Source organism: Methylobacterium sp. 174MFSha1.1, from assembly GCF_900116815.1.
Lineage (GTDB): Bacteria > Pseudomonadota > Alphaproteobacteria > Rhizobiales > Beijerinckiaceae > Methylobacterium.
Genome location: NZ_FPCB01000005.1, coordinates 67101 through 84411, shown reverse-complemented (window position 1 = coordinate 84411; position 17311 = coordinate 67101). Strand labels below are relative to the sequence as shown.

Genomic DNA, 17311 nt, shown 5'->3' with positions numbered 1-17311 from the left:
TGCCTTTTCCCTCCCCCCTCTGCGGGGGAGGGTGCCCGGCGGAGCCGGGCGGGAGAGGGGCAGCGCGACGCTGATCCAGGTGGCGCGTGTCATGAAACGCGCGACGTCTCCGGAAGCGTCGCCCCCTCTCCCGGCCCCCTCGGGGGCCACCCTCCCCCGCAGAGGGGGGAGGGAAAAAATCCGCGCTTCAGCCTGACGGGACGGATCGGGCAAAAGCCCATCGATCACTACGCAGCCGACCGGAGCGAACAACCACAGTGGAGGGAAGAGCCTTCGTGCCGTCGGGCCCGCCGGCGGCCGCGCGCCAGACCGCACGGCCTCCTCGGCCGCGACCCGCGGCGGCCCCGCGGTCGCGCAAGCCGTGGCTGCAGGTCTGGACCCTCGCCGCCGGCCTCACCGCCCTCCTGGTCCTCGCCCCGGTCGCGGCCCTCGGCGTCGAGGCGTTGCAGGGCTCGGGCGGCCTCTGGCCCCACCTCCTCGCCCACGTCCTGCCCCCGGCCCTCGTCGAGACCGGCCTGCTGCTCGCCGGCGTCGGAATCGTCGTCGTGGCAGTCGGCACCGGGGCGGCCTGGCTCGTCGCGGCCTACGAGTTTCCGGGCCGGCGCCTGCTCGACTGGGCGCTGCTGCTGCCGCTCGCGGTCCCCACCTATATCGGCGCCTACGCCTATCTCGACCTGCTGCACCCGGTCGGCCCGGTGCAGGGCGCGATCCGCGCCCTCCTCGGCTATGCCCGTCCGCGCGACCTGATCCTGCCCGACCTGCGCTCGCTGCCGGGCTGCGTCCTGCTCCTCGGCTTCGTGCTCTACCCCTACGTCTACCTGCCGACCCGGGCGCTGTTCCTGATGCAGTCGGCGACCCTGGTCGAGGCCGGGCGCAGCCTCGGGGCCGGGCCGGCCTCGGTCTTCCTCCGGGTCGCCCTGCCGCTGGCCCGCCCCGCCATCGCGCTCGGCGCCAGCCTCGCCCTGCTCGAGGCGCTCAACGACATCGGGGCGGCGGAATTCTTAGGGGTCCGCACCCTCACGGTCTCGATCTACGATACCTGGGTCAACCGCTCCGACCTGCCGGGCGCCGCCGGCCTCGCCCTCGTGATGCTCGCCGCCTGCCTCGGCCTGATCGCGGTCGAGCGCCGGGCCCGGCGCGGGCGCGGCTATGCCGGGGCGGCGCAGCGCCCGCGGCGGATGGCGCGAAAGGTCCTCACCGGCCCGGCGGCGCTGGCGGCCCTGGGGCTCGGCCTCGTGCCGGTCGCCCTCGGCTTCCTGGCGCCGGCGGGCTACCTCGCGGTCGAGGCGGGAAAGCGCCTCCACTTCGCCGGCCTGTCCGGGGCGATCCTGTCGGAGAGCCTCAACACCCTGCTCTATGCCGGCCTCGCGACACTCGTCGCCACGGCTCTCGGCCTCGTCGTGGCGGCGGGCCCGCGGCTGCTCGGCGGGCGCTGGCGCGGCTGGCTCCTGCGCTGCGCCACCTTCGGCTACGCGGTGCCGGGCGCGATCCTGGCGATCGGCCTCCTGCCGCCGCTCTCCGCCCTCGACGGCCTGCTCGACGGGGCGAGCCGGGCGCTCGCCGGCGTTCCGCTCGCCGCGATGGGCCTCGGCACCGGGGCGGCTCTGGTCTACGCCTACGTGGTGCGCTTCCTCGCGGTCACCGCCGGCAGCAGCGAGGCGGGCCTCGCCCGGGTGCCGCGCTCCCTCGGCGACGCCGCCCGGGTGCTCGGCCGGGGACCGGCCGGCGCCCTGGCGCAGGTCCACCTGCCGCTGACCTGGCCGGCGATCCTGGGCGGCGCCCTCCTGGTCTTCGTCGATTGCGTCAAGGAACTGCCCGCGACCCTGATCCTGCGTCCGCTCAACGTCGAGACCCTGGCGACCCACCTCTACGGCGAGGCCGCCCGGGGCACCTACGAGGACGGCGCGGTCGCCGCCCTCCTGATCGTCGCGGTCGGGCTGCTGCCGGTCGCGCTGCTGCTGCGGGTCTCGACGCCGAAGGCGTGAGGCTCAGGCCCGGCGCGGATGCTCCAGGAAGAACCGCAGCATCTCCGCGCTGGCGTCGGGCCCGCGCGGCTCGGTGTAGGACCCGTCCGGGCTGCCGCCGGACCAGGCGTGGCCGGCCCCGTGCAGCACCCACGCTTCGACGATTCCCCGCCCCTCCGCATCGGCGTGGACGCGGCGCGTATAGGCGATCCCGCCCGGTGCCTCGCCCCGCGTCACGGTCTCCCGCAGCGGCGCCCCCGGCAGGGCCTGGGCCACGACCCGCTCGCCGTTGATCGGGTTCACGGTCCGGTCGCCGTCGCCGTGGAAGACGATGGTCGGCACGGTCGCGCCCGGCCGCGGCGGGGCGGCGCCGCCCTGGCCCATCGCCGCGAAGGCCGAGGGCATGTCCCGGGCCGCGCCGCAGGCGAGGCCCGAATGGATGCCCGCCGCCGCGAACACGTCCGGATAGGTCGCCGCCAGGATCGCCGCCGCCGCGCCGCCCGCCGAGAGCCCGGCGACGTAGACCCGGGTCGGATCGGCCCCGAACTCCTCGACCACGGCCTTCGCGATCCCGGCGATCAGCGCCGGCTCGCCGGCGCCGCGGCCCTGGTCGCCGGGCTGGAACCAGTTCCAGCATTTCTGCGCGTTGGCCGAGCGCTCCTGGCGCGGATAGACCACGATCGCGCCTCGCGCCTCCGCGAGGTCGTTCATCCGCGTGCCGAGGGCGAAGTCGTCGGGGTCCTGGGTGCAGCCGTGCAGCATCACCACGACCGGTAACGCGGTGCTGTGTTCCCTGCCCTCCCGGCCGGCCGGCATGTAGACCTTGTAGGTCCGGCTGCCGGCGGCGCTGGAGAAGCTGCGCTCCTCGAACCGCGCTCCCTCCGGCACCGGCACCGGACGGCGGGGCTTCAGGCCCTCGCCGAGGCCGCCGGCCAGGCCGCTCGCCAGACCGCCGGCCAGGTTGCCGGACAAGCCGTCGAAGGCGCCCTCGCGCAGCAGGCCAGTCAGGCCGGCCGGCTGGCGGAGGGTCTTCAGGGTCTCCGGCAGATCGCGCAGGGCGTCGGACATGCCCCGCAAAGCCTCGGACACGCCCGGCATGGCCTCGGGCATGCCCCGCAAGGCGTCGGGCTTGTCCCGCAAGGCGTCGGGCCTGTCCCGCGGCGGATCGGACGGCTCACGCGCGCCGGCCTCCCCCGCAACCGTCCAGGCGCCGCCCGGCTCGGCCGGGGCCACGAGGTCGACCGCCGGCTCGGCCGCTCGCGGGGCGGGCGCGTGGGTGGCGGGCGCTTGGGTGGGCTCGGCCGGCACGGGACGGCCCTGGATCAGCGCCACGGCCTCGGTCAGCCGGCCGGCGCGGGTGAGGCGGGTCACCTCGGCCATGTCGACGGTGGCGCCGAGTCCGCCCGAGAAAGATCCGCCCGAAAAAGATCCGCCCGCGAAGGGTCCGCCCGGAGGAAAAGTCCTGAATGCGCTCATGATTGCGGTCCTGTGCGAGAAAGGTGTCAGACGATGCGGTCGGCGAGCGCCGCCTTGACGGCGGCGCTGGCGTGGAAGGCGCCGAGCACGTGGATGGACGCGATGGCCGCGCGGGCGAGCTCCGGCGTCACGTCGTCGGCGATGCTGGCGAGCCCGAGGACCTGGATGCTGAGCGGGGTGCCCGCATCCCGCGCCGCCTCCAGTTCGGCCCGCGTGATGGCGGTGAGCCCGAGGCTGAGCTGCCGGCGCGCCACCGACTGGCGCAACGCCTCGTCCTGCCGGTCGAGCTGGTTGCGCACCGCCGTGCGGATGAAGTCGGCCCGGTTGGCGTAGAACCCGTCCCGCACCATCAGGTCGATGCGGCCGAGATCGACGAAGCCGAGATTGACCGTGACCTTCTCGCTGTCGGGCAGCTTGGGGCCCGGCCCCTTGTGTCCTGGATCCTTGGGCCGCAGCTCGTGCACGTTCTCGGTCATCGCCATCTCCAGACCATCCAACCGGATGGTCTGGAGATGGTAGGCGGCGTCGAACTCCGCAAGGGTGCGTCGCCGATCAGACGATGGGCGTCCGGCCCGTCCGGCTCCGGGCGCCTGCGCGATCCAGACCACCCGAGAGCCTTCGCCGAGGCTGAGCGAACGACCATCTCGCCTCGACGCATCCCCGCGCCCCGCGTAAGGCTTGACCTTGCAGGAGGGCTCGACCTTGCCGGACGGCTCGAGGCCTCAGTGACTGGCTTCCCATGATTGGTCCCGCATGATCGGCCCCGCATGAGCAGACCCCATCCGAGCCCGCCGGACCGCGGCGCGGCACCCGGCCCCGCCGGGGACGAGACCGGCCTCGCCGCCGGTCTCGCGGCGGGCACGGCCACCCGCGTGCTCGCGATGCGGCTGGTGATGCTGGGGGTGCTGGCGGTCTCGGCTCTTCTCAGCGACGGCGCGCTGCATGCCGGCAGCCACTGGTTCATCCTCGCCGGCTACGCGGCGTCCTCGCTCTGGCTCGCCGCCACGGCGCGGCGGCGCAACAGCGAGCGCCTGGCCTGGATCACGACGTTGCTCGACGCGGCGCTCGCCGCCTACATTGTGCTCGAATACATGATGGCCGCGGCCGACGCCGCCGACGAGCCCGGCACCCTGGCGAGCCGGCTGCCGGCCTTCCTGCTGCTGCTCGAATCCGGTCTGACCCTGCGGCCGCGCCACACGGCCGTGTTCGTCGCCCTCGTCGCCGGGGTGTGGTCCGGAGCGCTCGGCCTCGGCCTGCTCGAACCCCGCCTCGGCCTGCCGCCGGCGGGACCCAACATCTTCGGCCTCCTGTCCTTCCTGGTCGCGGGCGCCTTCGTGATCGAGGGCTCGCTGCGCCTGCGCCGGGGCGTGGCGACGATGCTGCGCCTGGAGCACGAGCGGGCGACCCTGGCGCGCTTCGTGCCCGCCGGCATCGACCTGGTGCGGCGCGACGGGCCGACGGCGCTCCAGCCGCGCCATGCCTGCCTCCTCGCCCTCGACATCCGGGGCTTCTCCGCCCTCACCCGGCTTTGGGGCGAGGCCCGGGTGCTCGACTGGCTGCTGGCGGTGCGGGCGCTCGCCCACGAGGCGGTCACCGGGCATGGCGGCCTCGTCGACAAGTATGTCGGCGACGGGGTGCTGGCCCAGTTCGTCGACGGCGCGCCGGCCGCGCAAGCCGCGGCGGCGCTCGCCTGCGTGCGGGAGATCGAGGTCCGGATGCAGGCGATGAACGAGGCGCGTCGGCGCCAGGACCTGCCGCCCCTGGCGCTGACCGCCTCGCTCCATGCCGGCGAGGTGCTGGTGGGGGTGCTCGACGACGGCTTGCGGGCCGAGTTCACCGTGCTCGGCCCGGCGATGAACGCGCTGGCCCGGGTCGAGGCCCGGGCCAAGCGCGAGAACCTGTCGGTCGCGGTCTCGAAGCGGGTGATGCGGCTCCTCGGCCCCGCCGCGCCGCCGGCCCGCCGCCTGCCGCGTCGCCCGGGCGAGGACGATTGCCCGGACCTGTTCGGCCTCGAACCCGTTCCTCTGACCGTGGCGTCGTGAGCTGAGTCCCACATGACCGAGTTTCGCGGGTTGGAGAGGTCCATGGTCGAGTCTTCGAGGGCCGAGTCTCCGGCGCACAAGTCTTCGAGTGCAGAGACTTCGAGGGCCGAATCTCCGAGGGCCCCGTTCCGCCGGCCGCCCCGGCCCCTGCGGGCCGACGGGACGCCCCGCCGCGTCGGCGTCGAGATCGAGTTCATGGGGCCCCCGGCCCGGATCGCCGCCACGGCGCTCGCCGCCGGCCTCGGCGGGCGCGTCGCCGAAGAGGATCCGCACGCCTTCCGGGTCGAGGGGACGTCGCTCGGCGACATCCGGGTCGAGCTCGACCTGCGCGCCGCCCATCCGCAGCGCCGGGCCCCCCCGCAAGGTTCTGGGCCCGGCCTGCCGGTCCGCGCCGCGGGACGCACCCTGGCGGCCTTCCTCGGGCCGGTGGTGCCGCGCGAGGCGATCACCGGCCCCCTCGCCTTCGACCGCCTGCCGGAGGTCGACCGCCTCGCCGCCCTGTTGCACGGCGCCGGCGGGCGGGGGCGCGGGGCGGTGCTGCTCGGCTCCCTCGGGCTCCACTTCAACGTCGAGCCGCCGGACCTCGACGCCGCCACCCTCACGGGCCTGCTCCGGGCCTATCTGCGGCGCGAGCCGGATTTGCGCCGGGCGACCGCCGCGGGCGGGTTCCTGGCCGCCCGCGGCCTGCCGCCGCCGTTCCCCGCGCCTTACGTCGCGCGGGTGCTCGATCCGGGCTACCGGCCCGACCTCGACGCGCTCGCCCGCGACTACCTCGCCGCCAACCCGACCCGCCACCGCGGCCTCGACATGCTGCCGATCCTCGCCCACCGCGACGAGGCCGGGGTGCGGGCGGCCCTGCCGCCGGACGAGAAGGTGAGCCCGCGCCCGGTGCTGCATTACCGGATGCCGCAGGCGCATGTGGGCCTCGCGGGCTGGAGCCTGGCCCCGGCCTGGAACCTGTGGGTCGGGGTGGAGGAGCTGGCGGAGGAGAGTGTTCCGCAGGCAGCAAGTCCGCAGGCAGCAAGCCCCGATCCCGCTTGAGCGGAAGGCGGCCGCGGCGTAGAGCGTGACGGTGATGACCGACCACCGTTCCCCTCTCGCGACCTGCTGGTGGCGCTTCCTCTGAGGAAGCGGCCGTCGTTCATCCTGTCACGACCGATGCCGCCGTCCGGTGGGCACGGTCGTTGGTTTTCCGGCACCCTTCGGCGCGGCGGCTCATCCTCCGGAGAGCCCCCATGTCCGTCGAAGCGCCGTCCCGGCCCGTCATCCTCACCGGCGACCGCACCACCGGTCCGCTGCATCTCGGCCATTACGCCGGCTCGCTGCGCAACCGCGTGGCGCTCCAGCACAGCCACCGCCAGTTCCTGCTCCTCGCCGACGCGCAGGCGCTGACCGACAACGCCCACGATCCGGCCCGCATCGCCCGCAACGTGATCGAGGTCGCGACCGATTACCTGGCGGTCGGCATCGACCCGGCGGTCACGACGATCTGCGTGCAATCGGCCCTGCCGGCGCTGGCCGAGCTGACCCTGCTCTACCTGAACGTCGTCACGGTGGCCCGGCTGGAGCGCAACCCGACGATCAAGGACGAGATCCAGGCCCGCGGCTTCGGCCGCGACATCCCGGCGGGCTTCCTGTGCTACCCCGCCGCCCAGGCCGCCGACATCACGGCGTTCCGCGCGACCCTGGTGCCGGTCGGCGAAGACCAGGCCCCCCTGATCGAGCAGACCAACGAGATCGTCCGCCGCCTCAACCGTCAGGTCGGCCACGATCTCCTGCCCGAAGCGCGGGCGCTGATCCCGGAGGTCGGCCGGCTGCCCGGCGTCGACGGACGGGCGAAGATGAGCAAGTCGGGCGGCAACGCGGTGCCGCTCTCGGCCTCGGAGCCCGAGATCGCGGCGGCGGTGCGGCGGATGTACACCGATCCCGACCACCTGCGCGCCAGCGATCCGGGCCGGGTCGAGGGCAACGTGGTCTTCACCTATCTCGACGCCTTCGACCCCGATCCGGAGGCGGTCGCGGCCCTGAAGGCGCATTACCGCCGCGGCGGCCTCGGCGATGCCGCGCTCAAGGAGCGCCTCGCGGGCGTGCTGCGCGACCTCCTCGGGCCGATCCGCGAGCGGCGGGCCGGGATCGCCCGCGATCCGGATCTCGTGATGGACGTGCTGCGCGCCGGCACCGCGCGGGCGAGGATTGTCACCGCCGCCACGCGGGACGCGGTGCAGGACGCGCTGGGGCTGTTCCGGCTCTGATCAGACCGCGCCGGAGGGCGTCGACCCGCTCCGGACCGTCCCGGGACGGGGTACACGACACTGGCACAAGGCCAAGTTTCGATATGGCCAGGTTCGGGGCGGCCAACATCCATTGGATCGACATTCCGTTTCCGCTTCTCCCTTTCCCGGACGACTGAAGAGAAGCGGAAGGAGATCCGGGATCCAGCAGAGAAAGTGCCGCGAAGCGGCTCTGAATACTACCCCGTCACAGGCACGAGGACGCTTCGCGACTTTTTGCGCTGGATCCCGGATCTCCTTCCGCTTCGCTACAGTCGTCCGGGAAAGGGGAGGAGCGGGAATGGACTGGCTGACGGAGGAGCCTTCGGCGCGCTGGACCTCAGCTTGATGCCGGTGTCGAAGACGGTGATCCCGGGGCGCGGCCGGCCACCCGGGATCGGCTCACCCCTCTCCCGCCTGGGACAGGGGATCCCGCGCCCGGACGGGATCGGGTGGGGACGGGCGGTCCTCGTCCTCCGCACCGCCCGCCCGCCGCGCGCTCGCCCGCTCGCCGGCCTCGGCGGCGCATTTGTCGGCGTGGACCGCCCGGTTGACCACCTGGAGGTTCGGCAGGCCCCAGTAGCCGAGGAGCTCGGGCCAGGGCCGCGCCCGCTCCTCGCGCCAGATCCGGTAGAGCGGCATCCGGTGGTCGACCTCGGCGGTCCGCAGCAGGCGCTTGCCGGACTGGGCGCAGCGATGGCCCTGGCGGCGCTTCAGTTCCTTCACGTGGTCGCTGGGGGCGGTCCAGAGCTTCCAGGCGGCGACGCAGGCGGCGTGCCATGCGGCGTTGCGGTTGGGCGTGCCCGCCCCCCACAGGTCACGGTGCCAGCCGAAGCGGTAGACCGGCTGGCCGCAGATGCAGCAATGCCCCTTGCCCCGGGCGTAGGGCGTCTCGCGGAACGGCGCCGGCGGCATCCGGAAGCTGAACGCCAGGCCCTTCTCGGACAAATCCTGGTCCGCCGGGTCGAGGCGCCGGTCGTCGGGGCGCCAGCTGCCGAGGCGCCAGGTCCAGCCCTCAGGCTGGCCGGAGGCGGCGGCGAGCGCCCGCGCCAGCCGGTCGGCCCGCAGGATGTGGTGGCGCCAGTAGCTCTCGACGGCGAGCCGCGGCGTCGGCGGCACCAGGGGCCGCGACAGGGCGTGGCGCAGCACGGGCAGCGGGAACACCACCGGCAGGGATTTTTCCAGCCGCGCCCGGGCGGCACCGTTGCGCGCCTCGCGCCACAGGGAGGTCGCCGAGGGCGGCTGGCCCGAGGGACCAGTCTGCGCGGCCACCGTCGTCGCCGGAAGCCGCTCCGCCAGACTCGGCTTGGCCGGAACACTCTTGGCCGCCTTCACCGTCTTCGCCGTGGCCGCTCGCTTCGCCATGCCGGTCCCGAATCGGCCCGCACCGGCCGCGGCCAGGGCATAACGCCGGAGCGCCGCCGCACCAAGCGGACCTCCCGGATACCCGCCTCGAGTCCGCCCCGCCCCGCTGGTCCGCGGCGGAATGCCGCCTATCTGACCACGGCGACGCTCGCGGCGCCGGGAGGCGCCGCCCCCCGGACCAGGAGCCAAAGCCACCATGACCGCCCCGTTCCTCGGCCGCCTGCGCCTCCTCGTCCTGGCGCTCGGCCTCGCCACCACCCTGTCGGCCTGCGACGCGGTCAACCGGGTGCCGACCCTGGAGGAGGCCGCCAAGTCGCGCTGGGGCGAGGTGCAGAACCAGTACCAGCGCCGCGCCGACCTGATCCCCAACCTCGTCGAGACCGTGAAGGGCTACGCCCAGCAGGAGAAGGACGTGCTGGTGCAGGTCACCGAGGCCCGCGCCAAGGCGACCTCGGTCAAGGTCGGCGCCGCGACGGTGAGCGACCCGCAGAAGTTCCGCGAGTTCCAGGACGCCCAGAACCAGCTCTCCGGCGCGCTCGGCCGGCTCCTCGTCACCGTCGAGCGCTATCCCGACCTGAAGTCGAACGCCAACTTCCTCGCCCTGCAATCGCAGCTCGAGGGGACCGAGAACCGCATCGCGGTGGCGCGGCGCGACTACATCCAGGCGGTGCAGGCCTACAACACCGAGATCCGCACCATCCCGGGCCGCTGGATCGCCTCCACCCTCTACCCGGAGGCCAAGCCCATGGAGGCCTTCACCGCCACGCCCGATGCCAGCCGCCCGCCGAACGTGAAGTTCTAGGGTGATGCGCCGGGTCCCGGAGGCGGTCCTCGCCCTTCTCCTGCTCCTCTGGGCCGGAGGGGCTTGCGCCCTCGACCTGCCGCCGCTCACCGGCCGGGTGGTCGACGGCGCCGGCCTGCTGCGGCCCGAGGAGAGCGCGGCGCTCGCCGCCAAGCTCAAGGCGCACGAGGACAAGACGACCGACCAGGTCGTGGTCGCGACCGTGCCCTCGCTCCAGGGCACCTCGGTCGAGGATTTTTCGAACCGGCTCTTCCGCGCCTGGGGCCTCGGCACCAAGGCGCGCAACAACGGCGTGCTGTTCCTGATCGCCCCCGCCGAGCGCAAGGTGCGGATCGAGGTCGGCTACGGTCTCGAAGGGGCGCTGACCGACGCCCTGTCCAAGGTGATCATCGCGAGCGCGGTGGCGCCGAAATTCAAGGCCGGGGATTTTCCCGGCGGCATCCAGGCCGGAATCGACGGGATCCTCGGCATCCTCGGGGGCGACGCCGCCGAGTGGCAGCGCCGGGCGGAGGTGCGCGAGGATTCGGGCGGCACCCTCGATCCGGTCCTGGTGCTGATCCTGCTCGGGGTGACCGGTTTCGTCCTCGTCCGGCTCCTCACCCGGGGCGGCGGCGGTCCCGGACGGCCGCACCGGCGCAGCGGCGGCCACTGGATCGTCGTGCCCGGCCCGAGCGGCGGCTATGGCGGGGGTTTCGGCGGCGGCGGCGGAGGGTTCGGCGGCGGCTTCTCGGGCGGGGGCGGCTCGTCCGGGGGCGGCGGCGCCTCGGGAGACTGGTGATGCCGGACGTGACGCCTGAATCGGCGAACCCGACGACGATCCTGAGCGAGGCGGAGTGCGCCCGCATCGCGGCCGCGGTCGCGGCGGCCGAGCGCGGCACGGCGGGCGAGATCGTCGTGATGGTGGCGGCCCGCTCGGGCGCCTATCGCAGCCTGCCGCCGGCGCTGGCGCTGGCGGGCGCGCTCCTGGTGCCCTGGCCGCTGATCCTGCTCACCGGGCTCTCCGCCACCCGGATCTTCGTGGTCCAGCTCGCCGTGGCCCTGGCGCTGCTCCTCGGCCTGTCCGCGGCCCCGATCCTCGCCCGCCTGCCGCGCGCCCTGCCCCGCGCCTTCCGCCGCGCCCGGGCGCGGGCCGCCGCCCGGCACGAGTTCCAGTCCCGCGGGCTGTCCCGCACGAGCGGCCGCACCGGCGTGCTGATCTACGTCGCCCTGGCCGAGCGCTACGCCGACGTGGTGACCGACACGGGCGTCGGCACGGCCCCCGAGGCCTGGCGGCCGGTGCTGGACGACCTCGTGGCGGCGCTCCGCCGCGACGCCCTGGCGGAGGGGCTGGTGCGGGCGGTGGCGGGCGCCGGCGCGATCCTGGCCGAGGCCGCCCCGCCGCGCCCCGGCGACGCCGACGAATTGCCGAACCGGGTGATCGTGACCGAGTAGGCGCGGCGCGATCCCCGGTCCGGTATGACCTCCCGGGTCATCCGGTGATGACCTCTCGGGTCATCGACGGGCGCCCGGTCTCCCGTCCATTCTCCTCCCCGCACCCACCCGGAGGAAGGACGCCCCGATGACCGACCCCGCCACCCTCGCCGCCCGCTACCTCGCGACCTGGAACGAGACCGATCCGTCCCGCCGCCGCGTGCTCCTCGCCGAGACCTTCACCGAGGGCGCGCGCTACCGCGACCCCGTGATGGCCGGCGAGGGCCATGACGGGCTCGACGCCCTGATCGGCGCCGTGCAGGCGCGCTTCCCCGGCCTGCGCTTCCGCCTCGCCGGCCGGCCCGACGGCTATGGCGACCGCCTGCGCTTTTCCTGGGCCCTGGCGCCCGAGGGCGGCGAGGGCGTGGTCGAGGGCACGGACTTCGCCACCCTGGAGGGCGGCCGCCTCGCCGAGGTGACCGGCTTCCTCGACCGGGTCCCGGCCTGAGGGAGGCCCCGCCGATGCTAAGTCCCGCCGGCCCGCCGGGCGGCATCCTGCGGGCGTGGCGCCGGCACCGGCACCTCAGCCAGCTCGACCTGGCGCTGGAGGCGGAGATCTCCCAGCGCCACCTGAGCTGCCTCGAGAGCGGCCGGGCCCGGCCGAGCCGGGCGATGCTGCTGCACCTCGCCGAGCGTCTCGGCATCCCCTTGCGCGAGCGCAACGCCCTGCTGCTCGCCGCCGGCTACGCCCCGGTCTTCGTCGAGCGCTCCCTCGACGACCCGGCGCTGGCCCCCGCCCGCCGGGCGGTGGCACGGATCCTCGATGGCCACGCCCCCTACCCGGCCCTGGCGGTGGACCGCCACTGGACCCTCATCGCCGCCAACGCCGCGGTGAGCCCCCTCCTCGACGGGGTCGACCCCGCCCTCCTCGCCCCGCCGGTGAACGTGCTGCGCCTGAGTCTGCATCCCGGCGGCCTGGCGCCGCGCATCCTCAACCTGGGCGAGTGGCGCGCCCATCTCCTCGACCGCCTGCGCCGGCAGGTCGCCGCCAGCGGCGATCCCGTCCTCGCCCGGCTCGCGGACGAGCTCGCCGACTATTCCGCCCCGCCGGGCGCGCCGTCCGGGGACGGGAGCGGCGACGGCGTCGCGGTGCCCCTCGTCCTCGCCCTCCCGGCGGGCCGCCTCTCGCTCCTGTCCACCACCACGGTGTTCGGCACGCCGGTCGACATCACCCTGTCGGAACTCGCCGTCGAGGCCTTCTTCCCGGCTGATCCCGGGACCGCCGCCCTGCTCCACCGCCTCCTCCCGCCGCTCCTGCCAGGAGACACGGACTCATGAGCCTCCCCGCCTACGCCGTCGCCCATCTGCGCACCGTGGACATCGGCCCCGCGATCGCGACCTATCTCGCGCACATCGACGCCACCCTGGCGCCGTTCGACGGCCGGTTCCTCGTCCACGGCGCCCGTCCCGACCCGCTCGAAGGCGACTTTTCCGGCGACCTCGTCGTCATCGCCTTCCCGGACCGCGCCCGGGCCCGGGCCTGGTACGAGTCCCCCGCCTACCAGGCGATCCTGCCCCTGCGCAGAGCCCATTCCGACGGCGTCGCCTTCCTGATCGACGGCGTCCCCGCCGGCCATCGCGGCCCCGACGCCCTCGCCGGTTGACCTGGGCATGCGGAAGGGGCTTGCGTCGCGATGAGCGCGGCGCTAATACCCCGCTCGCCCTCTTCGGGGCGTCGGAGCGTAGCGCAGCCCGGTTAGCGCACTAGTCTGGGGGACTAGGGGTCGGAGGTTCGAATCCTCTCGCTCCGACCATTCGAAATTCTGCTCGATCAGAGATTTACGACAGGCGGCCCTCGGGCCGCCTTCGTCGTTTCTGGGATTCGGTGGTCAGCGCTGCGAGCCACCTCGGGCCGATCCGTCGCACCGTCCTGCTTCGCCTTCACCGATCCGTCGAGCCGCACGAGGTGGAGGCCACGTCACGACAACTTAAGAAGCGCACTCTGTCCTCTTCCGGATCGAGCCCGGGACATCCTGGCAGAGGAGGCCGTCCTCGGCCAGGATGTCCCCGCCGGCCCCCGGGCTCACCCGCCCGAGATCGGCTTGAGGACTTTCGGCTTGAGGAACTTGGCCTTGCCGCGGAACGACCAGGGCCCCTCCAGCCCGTGCTCGGCGCAGAACGCGTCGACGGCGCGGCCGACGCCGGGAAATTTTCCGCCGAGGCGGTCGTAATCGTCGGCGATGAACAACCCGCCGGGACGCAGCACCGGCCACCACGCCCGGAGATCCGCCGCCACCGAGGCCTCCTCGTGGCCGGCATCGAGGTGGATCACGTCGGCGGCGACGCCGCGCAGGCGCATGAGCTCGGCGGCGTTCACCGAATCGAGCGGAAGCGGCACGATCCGGTCGGCCATGCCCTCGCGCAGGACGTTGGCCAGGAAGGTTCGGTAGAGGCTCGGATAGCCGTTCTCCGTCGCGAGCTCCGAGAACAAGGCCGGATCGGCCCAGTGGTCGACGGCGCCGAGCCAGGTATCGACCGCGATCACCGTGCCGGGCACGCCGGCTGCGGCCATCGTCCGGGCGAGGTGGAGCGCGCTCGCGCCTTTCCAGGTGCCGATCTCGACCACCACGCCGGGGCGCCACTCGTGCACCGCCTCGTCGAGATAGGGGTGGACGCTACGCCAGCCCTGGAGGTCGAGGGGGCGCAGGGTCTCCGGCGGATCCGCGAAGGGATCGCGGCCGTGCCACAGCGCGTCGATGATCGTCTGGCGGGTCATGGTGCGGCTCGGGAGGCGGGGGACGGAGACGGCGCGCCGGCGCGGGCCTCGGCGTAGAGGGCCTCGCAGGCATCGAGCCAGCGGTCGCGGGTGAACAGGCGCAGGACCCGCTCGCGCGGGACGGAGCGCGGCACGGCGAGGGCCGCCGGGATCGCCGCGGCCAGGGACGCGGTGTCCTCGGACGGAACCAGGCGGCCGGCCTCGCCGATGATCTCCGCGGCGGCGCCGCGGGCGAATCCGGCGACGGGCAAGCCGCAGGCCATCGCCTCGATCGCCGCGAGGCCGAACGGCTCGTCCCAGCACGGGGTGAACAGGAAGACCGAGGCGCGGCCGAGCTCGGCGGCAAGAGCCGGTCCGGGCAGGTGGCCGCCGTAGCGGACCGGCCCGCCGAGCTGCGGGACGATCGTACCCTCCCAGTAATCCGTCTCCTCGACCGGGCCGAACAGGGTCAGGGGCAGGCCGGCGCGCCGCGCCGCGGCCATCGCGAGGTGGGCGCCCTTCACGGCCGCGAGGCGCCCGCTCCACACGGCGGAGCCGTCGCCGCGCCCGCTCCAGGGCCAGGCGGCGGGATCGATGCCGTTGTGGAGGACGGAGGCCTCCGGCGGGGCGCCGTCCGGCCACCAGGACCGGAGATGCGCGGCCGAGGTCGCGGTGAGGCGGTGGGTCGGGCTGGGGCTGTCGTGCACGAACCAGCGCAGGGCGTCGTAGGGCGGCGCGTGGAGCGAGGTGACGGTGGGAACCCGCTCCGTGCGCCGCCGCTCGAGCGGCAGGCGGCTCAAGGAATTGTTGTGCAGGACGTCGAAGCCGCCCGCCGCGATCCGGTCGCAGGCGGCGCCGTAGGCGGCGTCGACATGGGATCTCAGCCCCGGATCGCCCCGGTGCTCCAGCCTCGGGAAGCGCGCCTCGTGGTGGACCGGGCTCACCGCGTCGAGGGTGAAGGACGGGTCGCTGTCGCCGGAGGCGAACAGCACGACCTCGTGGCCCCGGGCGGTCAGTCCCGCGGCGAGGTGCCAGCAATAGGCCTCGAGGCCGCCCGCGAAGGGCGGCGCGATCGGGTGGCGCAGATGGGCGAGGAGCGCGATCCTCACGCCGGCACCGCGACGGCACCCGCCTCCCCGCGGGCCTCGATGGTGCGGATGACGGAGGCCGAGTTGGTGTAGGGCTGGTGGCCCTGCTGGCCGGTGAGCGCGAGGTCGTCGGCGTCGGGGTGGCGCAGGATGCGGATCGGCCGGTCCGGCGTGTCGTCGATCAGCCCCATCACCCGGAAGGCGTGGAGCCAGTGCCCCATGGTGCGGTAGCCCCATTTGGCCTCGAACAATTCGGCGTTGCGCACCACGCTGTCGAGGTGGTGGACCGGCGGCATGTGGTGCGGGTGGTACTGGTGATAGGCGAGCCCGCCCTTCATCCAGGCGATCGGCAGGCCGCTCCGGTCGAGGGCCTTGCCGAAATCGGTGTCCTCGCCGCCATAGCCGGTATAGCGCTCGTCGAAGCCGCCGCTGGCCAGGAAGGTGGCGCGCCGGATCGCGAAGTTGAGCGACCAGAAGCAGCGGTAGTCGGGGCAGATCTCGAGGCCGGAGGCCGGGGGTCCGCGGCGGTCGGAATGCTTTTCCGCGACATCGGCCAGCCGCTCGTAGGTCCAGTCCCCGAGGGTGGCGTGCTCGGGCAGGTGCAGCACCTCGCCCATCAGCAGTCCGTCGAGGGCGGACAACCCCGCCGCGTAATCGGCGACGAGGTCGGGTGCGGGAATGCAATCGACGTCGAGGAAGACGATCGCCTCGCCGGTGGCCGCCGCGACGCCGCGGTTGCGCGCGGCGGCGAGCGGCAGCGCCGCGCCCGGCACCCGGGTCTGGCGCACCGGGAAGGAGGCCGTTGGCAGATCGTAGAGGTCGTCCTGCATCACCGCGACGATGAACTCGACGGGCTTTTGCGTCTGGCGCTCCAGGCCGCGCAGGACGTTCGCCAGATGGGCCGGCCGGCCCTTGGCCAGGGTCACGACGGAAACGGTGGACATGCGGGCTCTCGGCTCCGGCAAGAGAAATTCCGGCACAGGGGATGAGGGAGGTTCAACCGGCCGCGACGACGCGCAAAGGCGGCGCCGCGGCGGCGCCCTGCCACAACTCGTCGGTCAGCCCTTCGAGCCAGCCGGCGGCGCGGGCGGCGGCGTCCGGCGCGTAGAGGCTCTTCAGGGCGGCCCCGTCGAGGGCGCGGGCGCGGGCGAGGAGATCGCGCCAGCCCTGGAGGTCGCCGGGCCAGACCGGGGCCTGGACCGCGGCGCCGAGGCGCACCAGGGCCTCGGCCTTGCGGGTCTGCTCGCCGAAATAGCGCCATTCCGGCATCACGATCAGGCGGCCGCCGACGCGGGCGACCTCGTGCACCGTGTTGTCGCCCGCCGAGGCCACCACGAGGTCGGCCGCCGCCAGGTACTCGGTGACCGAGGGCACCCAGCCGAGCTCGCGCAGGTTGGAGAAATCCGTCTCGTGGCCCTCGCGGTGGGTCGGCCCGAGGGTCAGCCACAGGGCGTCCGGCGCGGCGCGGGCCGCGACCGTTAGCGGCGCGTAGGGCGTACCGCTGCCCCCGCCGCCGGTGACCGCCACGACGATCTCGCGATCCGGGTCGAGGCCGAGCCTGGCCCGAGCCTCGGCCCGGTCGGGCACCCGGTCGACGCTGGTGCACAACCCGCCGCTGTAGAAGGTCTTGGCCCGCAAGTGAGCCGGATACTCGTCCTGCTCCAGCCGCGCGTCGAACGGCGCCAGCATCCCGACGCAGGCCTCGTAGGACCCGACATGGCCGATATCCTGGCGGTCGCCGTGCATGCGGATCTGCACCGCCGGCACGCTGGCGATGCGGGCGAGCAGCGCGATCTCGGCCGAGACGTCGACGACGAACAGGCCGATGCCGCGCTCGTCGAGATGGTCGAGGATCTGGCGCATCGTCCGGCGCATCTCGGTGAGCCCGAGGGGGACGCAATGCATCACCTGCGGCGTCGGCTCGGCGTAGAGGCGCGGGGTCGGCACCGCGGCGCCGATCATGTTCGGCAGGGCCACGATCTCGACGTCGCGGGAAAAGCCCTCGAACAGGTGGGGACCGGCGGTCAGCACCGAGACCGGGCGGTCGCGGGCGAACTCCGCCGCCACCGCCATCGTGCGGTTGGCGTGGCCCCGGCCCTGGTGGTGGACGAAGAACGCGATCGGCTTCTTCATGAGATT

The 17311-nt window shown here is 74.0% G+C and carries 17 protein-coding genes and 1 tRNA gene; 11 read left to right on the top strand and 7 right to left on the bottom strand.

The window, feature by feature from the left end; all coding sequences use genetic code 11:
* Window positions 1–365: 365 nt before the first annotated feature.
* The gene (locus BM430_RS02295) at window positions 366–1985 is read left to right on the top strand and encodes an ABC transporter permease (protein ID WP_177302916.1); all 1620 of its coding nucleotides are present in this window, start codon (window positions 366–368) and stop codon (window positions 1983–1985) included.
* 3 nt (window positions 1986–1988) lie between these two features.
* Here BM430_RS02295 and BM430_RS02290 read toward each other — a convergent pair whose 3' ends face one another.
* Together BM430_RS02290 and BM430_RS02285 are read right to left on the bottom strand one after the other, a co-directional pair.
* Complete coding sequence (locus BM430_RS02290) at window positions 1989–3344, bottom strand: extracellular catalytic domain type 1 short-chain-length polyhydroxyalkanoate depolymerase (protein WP_093564898.1); 1356 nt, start codon at window positions 3342–3344, stop codon at window positions 1989–1991.
* Between the two features lie 122 nt (window positions 3345–3466).
* Entirely contained in the window at window positions 3467–3916 is a 450-nt protein-coding gene (locus BM430_RS02285; RefSeq protein ID WP_093565392.1) for a CopG family transcriptional regulator, read from the bottom strand.
* 291 nt (window positions 3917–4207) lie between these two features.
* On the opposite strand from BM430_RS02285, the gene BM430_RS02280 reads away from it, so the two are divergent.
* The 3 genes from BM430_RS02280 (at window position 4208) to trpS (ending at window position 7734) form a co-directional block, all read left to right on the top strand.
* Window positions 4208–5482: an adenylate/guanylate cyclase domain-containing protein gene (locus tag BM430_RS02280; RefSeq protein ID WP_093564897.1), complete on the top strand. Its 1275-nt coding sequence runs from the start codon at window positions 4208–4210 to the stop codon at window positions 5480–5482.
* A gap of 147 nt (window positions 5483–5629) precedes the next feature.
* A complete protein-coding gene (locus BM430_RS02275) occupies window positions 5630–6523 on the top strand; it encodes an amidoligase family protein (protein WP_280142259.1) in 894 nt (297 codons plus the stop codon).
* 194 nt (window positions 6524–6717) lie between these two features.
* Entirely contained in the window at window positions 6718–7734 is a 1017-nt protein-coding gene (trpS, locus tag BM430_RS02270) for a tryptophan--tRNA ligase (RefSeq protein ID WP_093564895.1), read from the top strand.
* Between the two features lie 420 nt (window positions 7735–8154).
* Here trpS and BM430_RS02265 read toward each other — a convergent pair whose 3' ends face one another.
* Window positions 8155–9117 (bottom strand): hypothetical protein, encoded by a 963-nt coding sequence (locus BM430_RS02265; protein ID WP_244539273.1) that lies wholly within the window; start codon window positions 9115–9117, stop codon window positions 8155–8157.
* Between the two features lie 196 nt (window positions 9118–9313).
* On the opposite strand from BM430_RS02265, the gene BM430_RS02260 reads away from it, so the two are divergent.
* From BM430_RS02260 to BM430_RS02230, 7 genes are all read left to right on the top strand, one after another.
* Complete coding sequence (locus tag BM430_RS02260; RefSeq protein WP_093564893.1) at window positions 9314–9919, top strand: LemA family protein; 606 nt, start codon at window positions 9314–9316, stop codon at window positions 9917–9919.
* Between the two features lie 4 nt (window positions 9920–9923).
* The gene (locus BM430_RS02255; RefSeq protein WP_093565387.1) at window positions 9924–10697 is read left to right on the top strand and encodes a TPM domain-containing protein; all 774 of its coding nucleotides are present in this window, start codon (window positions 9924–9926) and stop codon (window positions 10695–10697) included.
* On the top strand, window positions 10697–11350 hold the full coding sequence (locus BM430_RS02250; RefSeq protein WP_244539272.1) for a TPM domain-containing protein: 654 nt from the start codon (window positions 10697–10699) through the stop codon (window positions 11348–11350). Before BM430_RS02255 ends, BM430_RS02250 begins: the two co-directional genes overlap by 1 nt.
* Before the next feature lie 127 nt (window positions 11351–11477).
* A complete protein-coding gene (locus BM430_RS02245; protein ID WP_093564891.1) occupies window positions 11478–11837 on the top strand; it encodes a nuclear transport factor 2 family protein in 360 nt (119 codons plus the stop codon).
* Window positions 11838–11851: 14 nt separating this feature from the next.
* On the top strand, window positions 11852–12667 hold the full coding sequence (locus BM430_RS02240) for a helix-turn-helix domain-containing protein (protein ID WP_093564889.1): 816 nt from the start codon (window positions 11852–11854) through the stop codon (window positions 12665–12667).
* On the top strand, window positions 12664–12993 hold the full coding sequence (locus BM430_RS02235) for a DUF1330 domain-containing protein (protein WP_093564887.1): 330 nt from the start codon (window positions 12664–12666) through the stop codon (window positions 12991–12993). Before BM430_RS02240 ends, BM430_RS02235 begins: the two co-directional genes overlap by 4 nt.
* 72 nt (window positions 12994–13065) lie before the next feature.
* Window positions 13066–13143 (top strand) — tRNA-Pro (locus BM430_RS02230).
* Between the two features lie 269 nt (window positions 13144–13412).
* Here BM430_RS02230 and BM430_RS02225 read toward each other — a convergent pair.
* Genes BM430_RS02225 through BM430_RS02210 form a run of 4 tightly spaced genes read right to left on the bottom strand, consistent with a single transcriptional unit; the run spans window position 13413 to window position 17305 of the window.
* A complete protein-coding gene (locus tag BM430_RS02225) occupies window positions 13413–14105 on the bottom strand; it encodes a class I SAM-dependent methyltransferase (RefSeq protein WP_093564885.1) in 693 nt (230 codons plus the stop codon).
* Window positions 14102–15193: a glycosyltransferase gene (locus tag BM430_RS02220; RefSeq protein WP_093564883.1), complete on the bottom strand. Its 1092-nt coding sequence runs from the start codon at window positions 15191–15193 to the stop codon at window positions 14102–14104. The genes BM430_RS02225 and BM430_RS02220 overlap by 4 nt, the downstream gene beginning before the upstream one ends.
* Complete coding sequence (locus BM430_RS02215; protein ID WP_093564881.1) at window positions 15190–16116, bottom strand: glycosyltransferase; 927 nt, start codon at window positions 16114–16116, stop codon at window positions 15190–15192. Before BM430_RS02215 ends, BM430_RS02220 begins: the two co-directional genes overlap by 4 nt.
* 52 nt (window positions 16117–16168) lie before the next feature.
* Entirely contained in the window at window positions 16169–17305 is a 1137-nt protein-coding gene (locus tag BM430_RS02210; protein ID WP_093564880.1) for a glycosyltransferase, read from the bottom strand.
* Window positions 17306–17311: the final 6 nt, after the last annotated feature.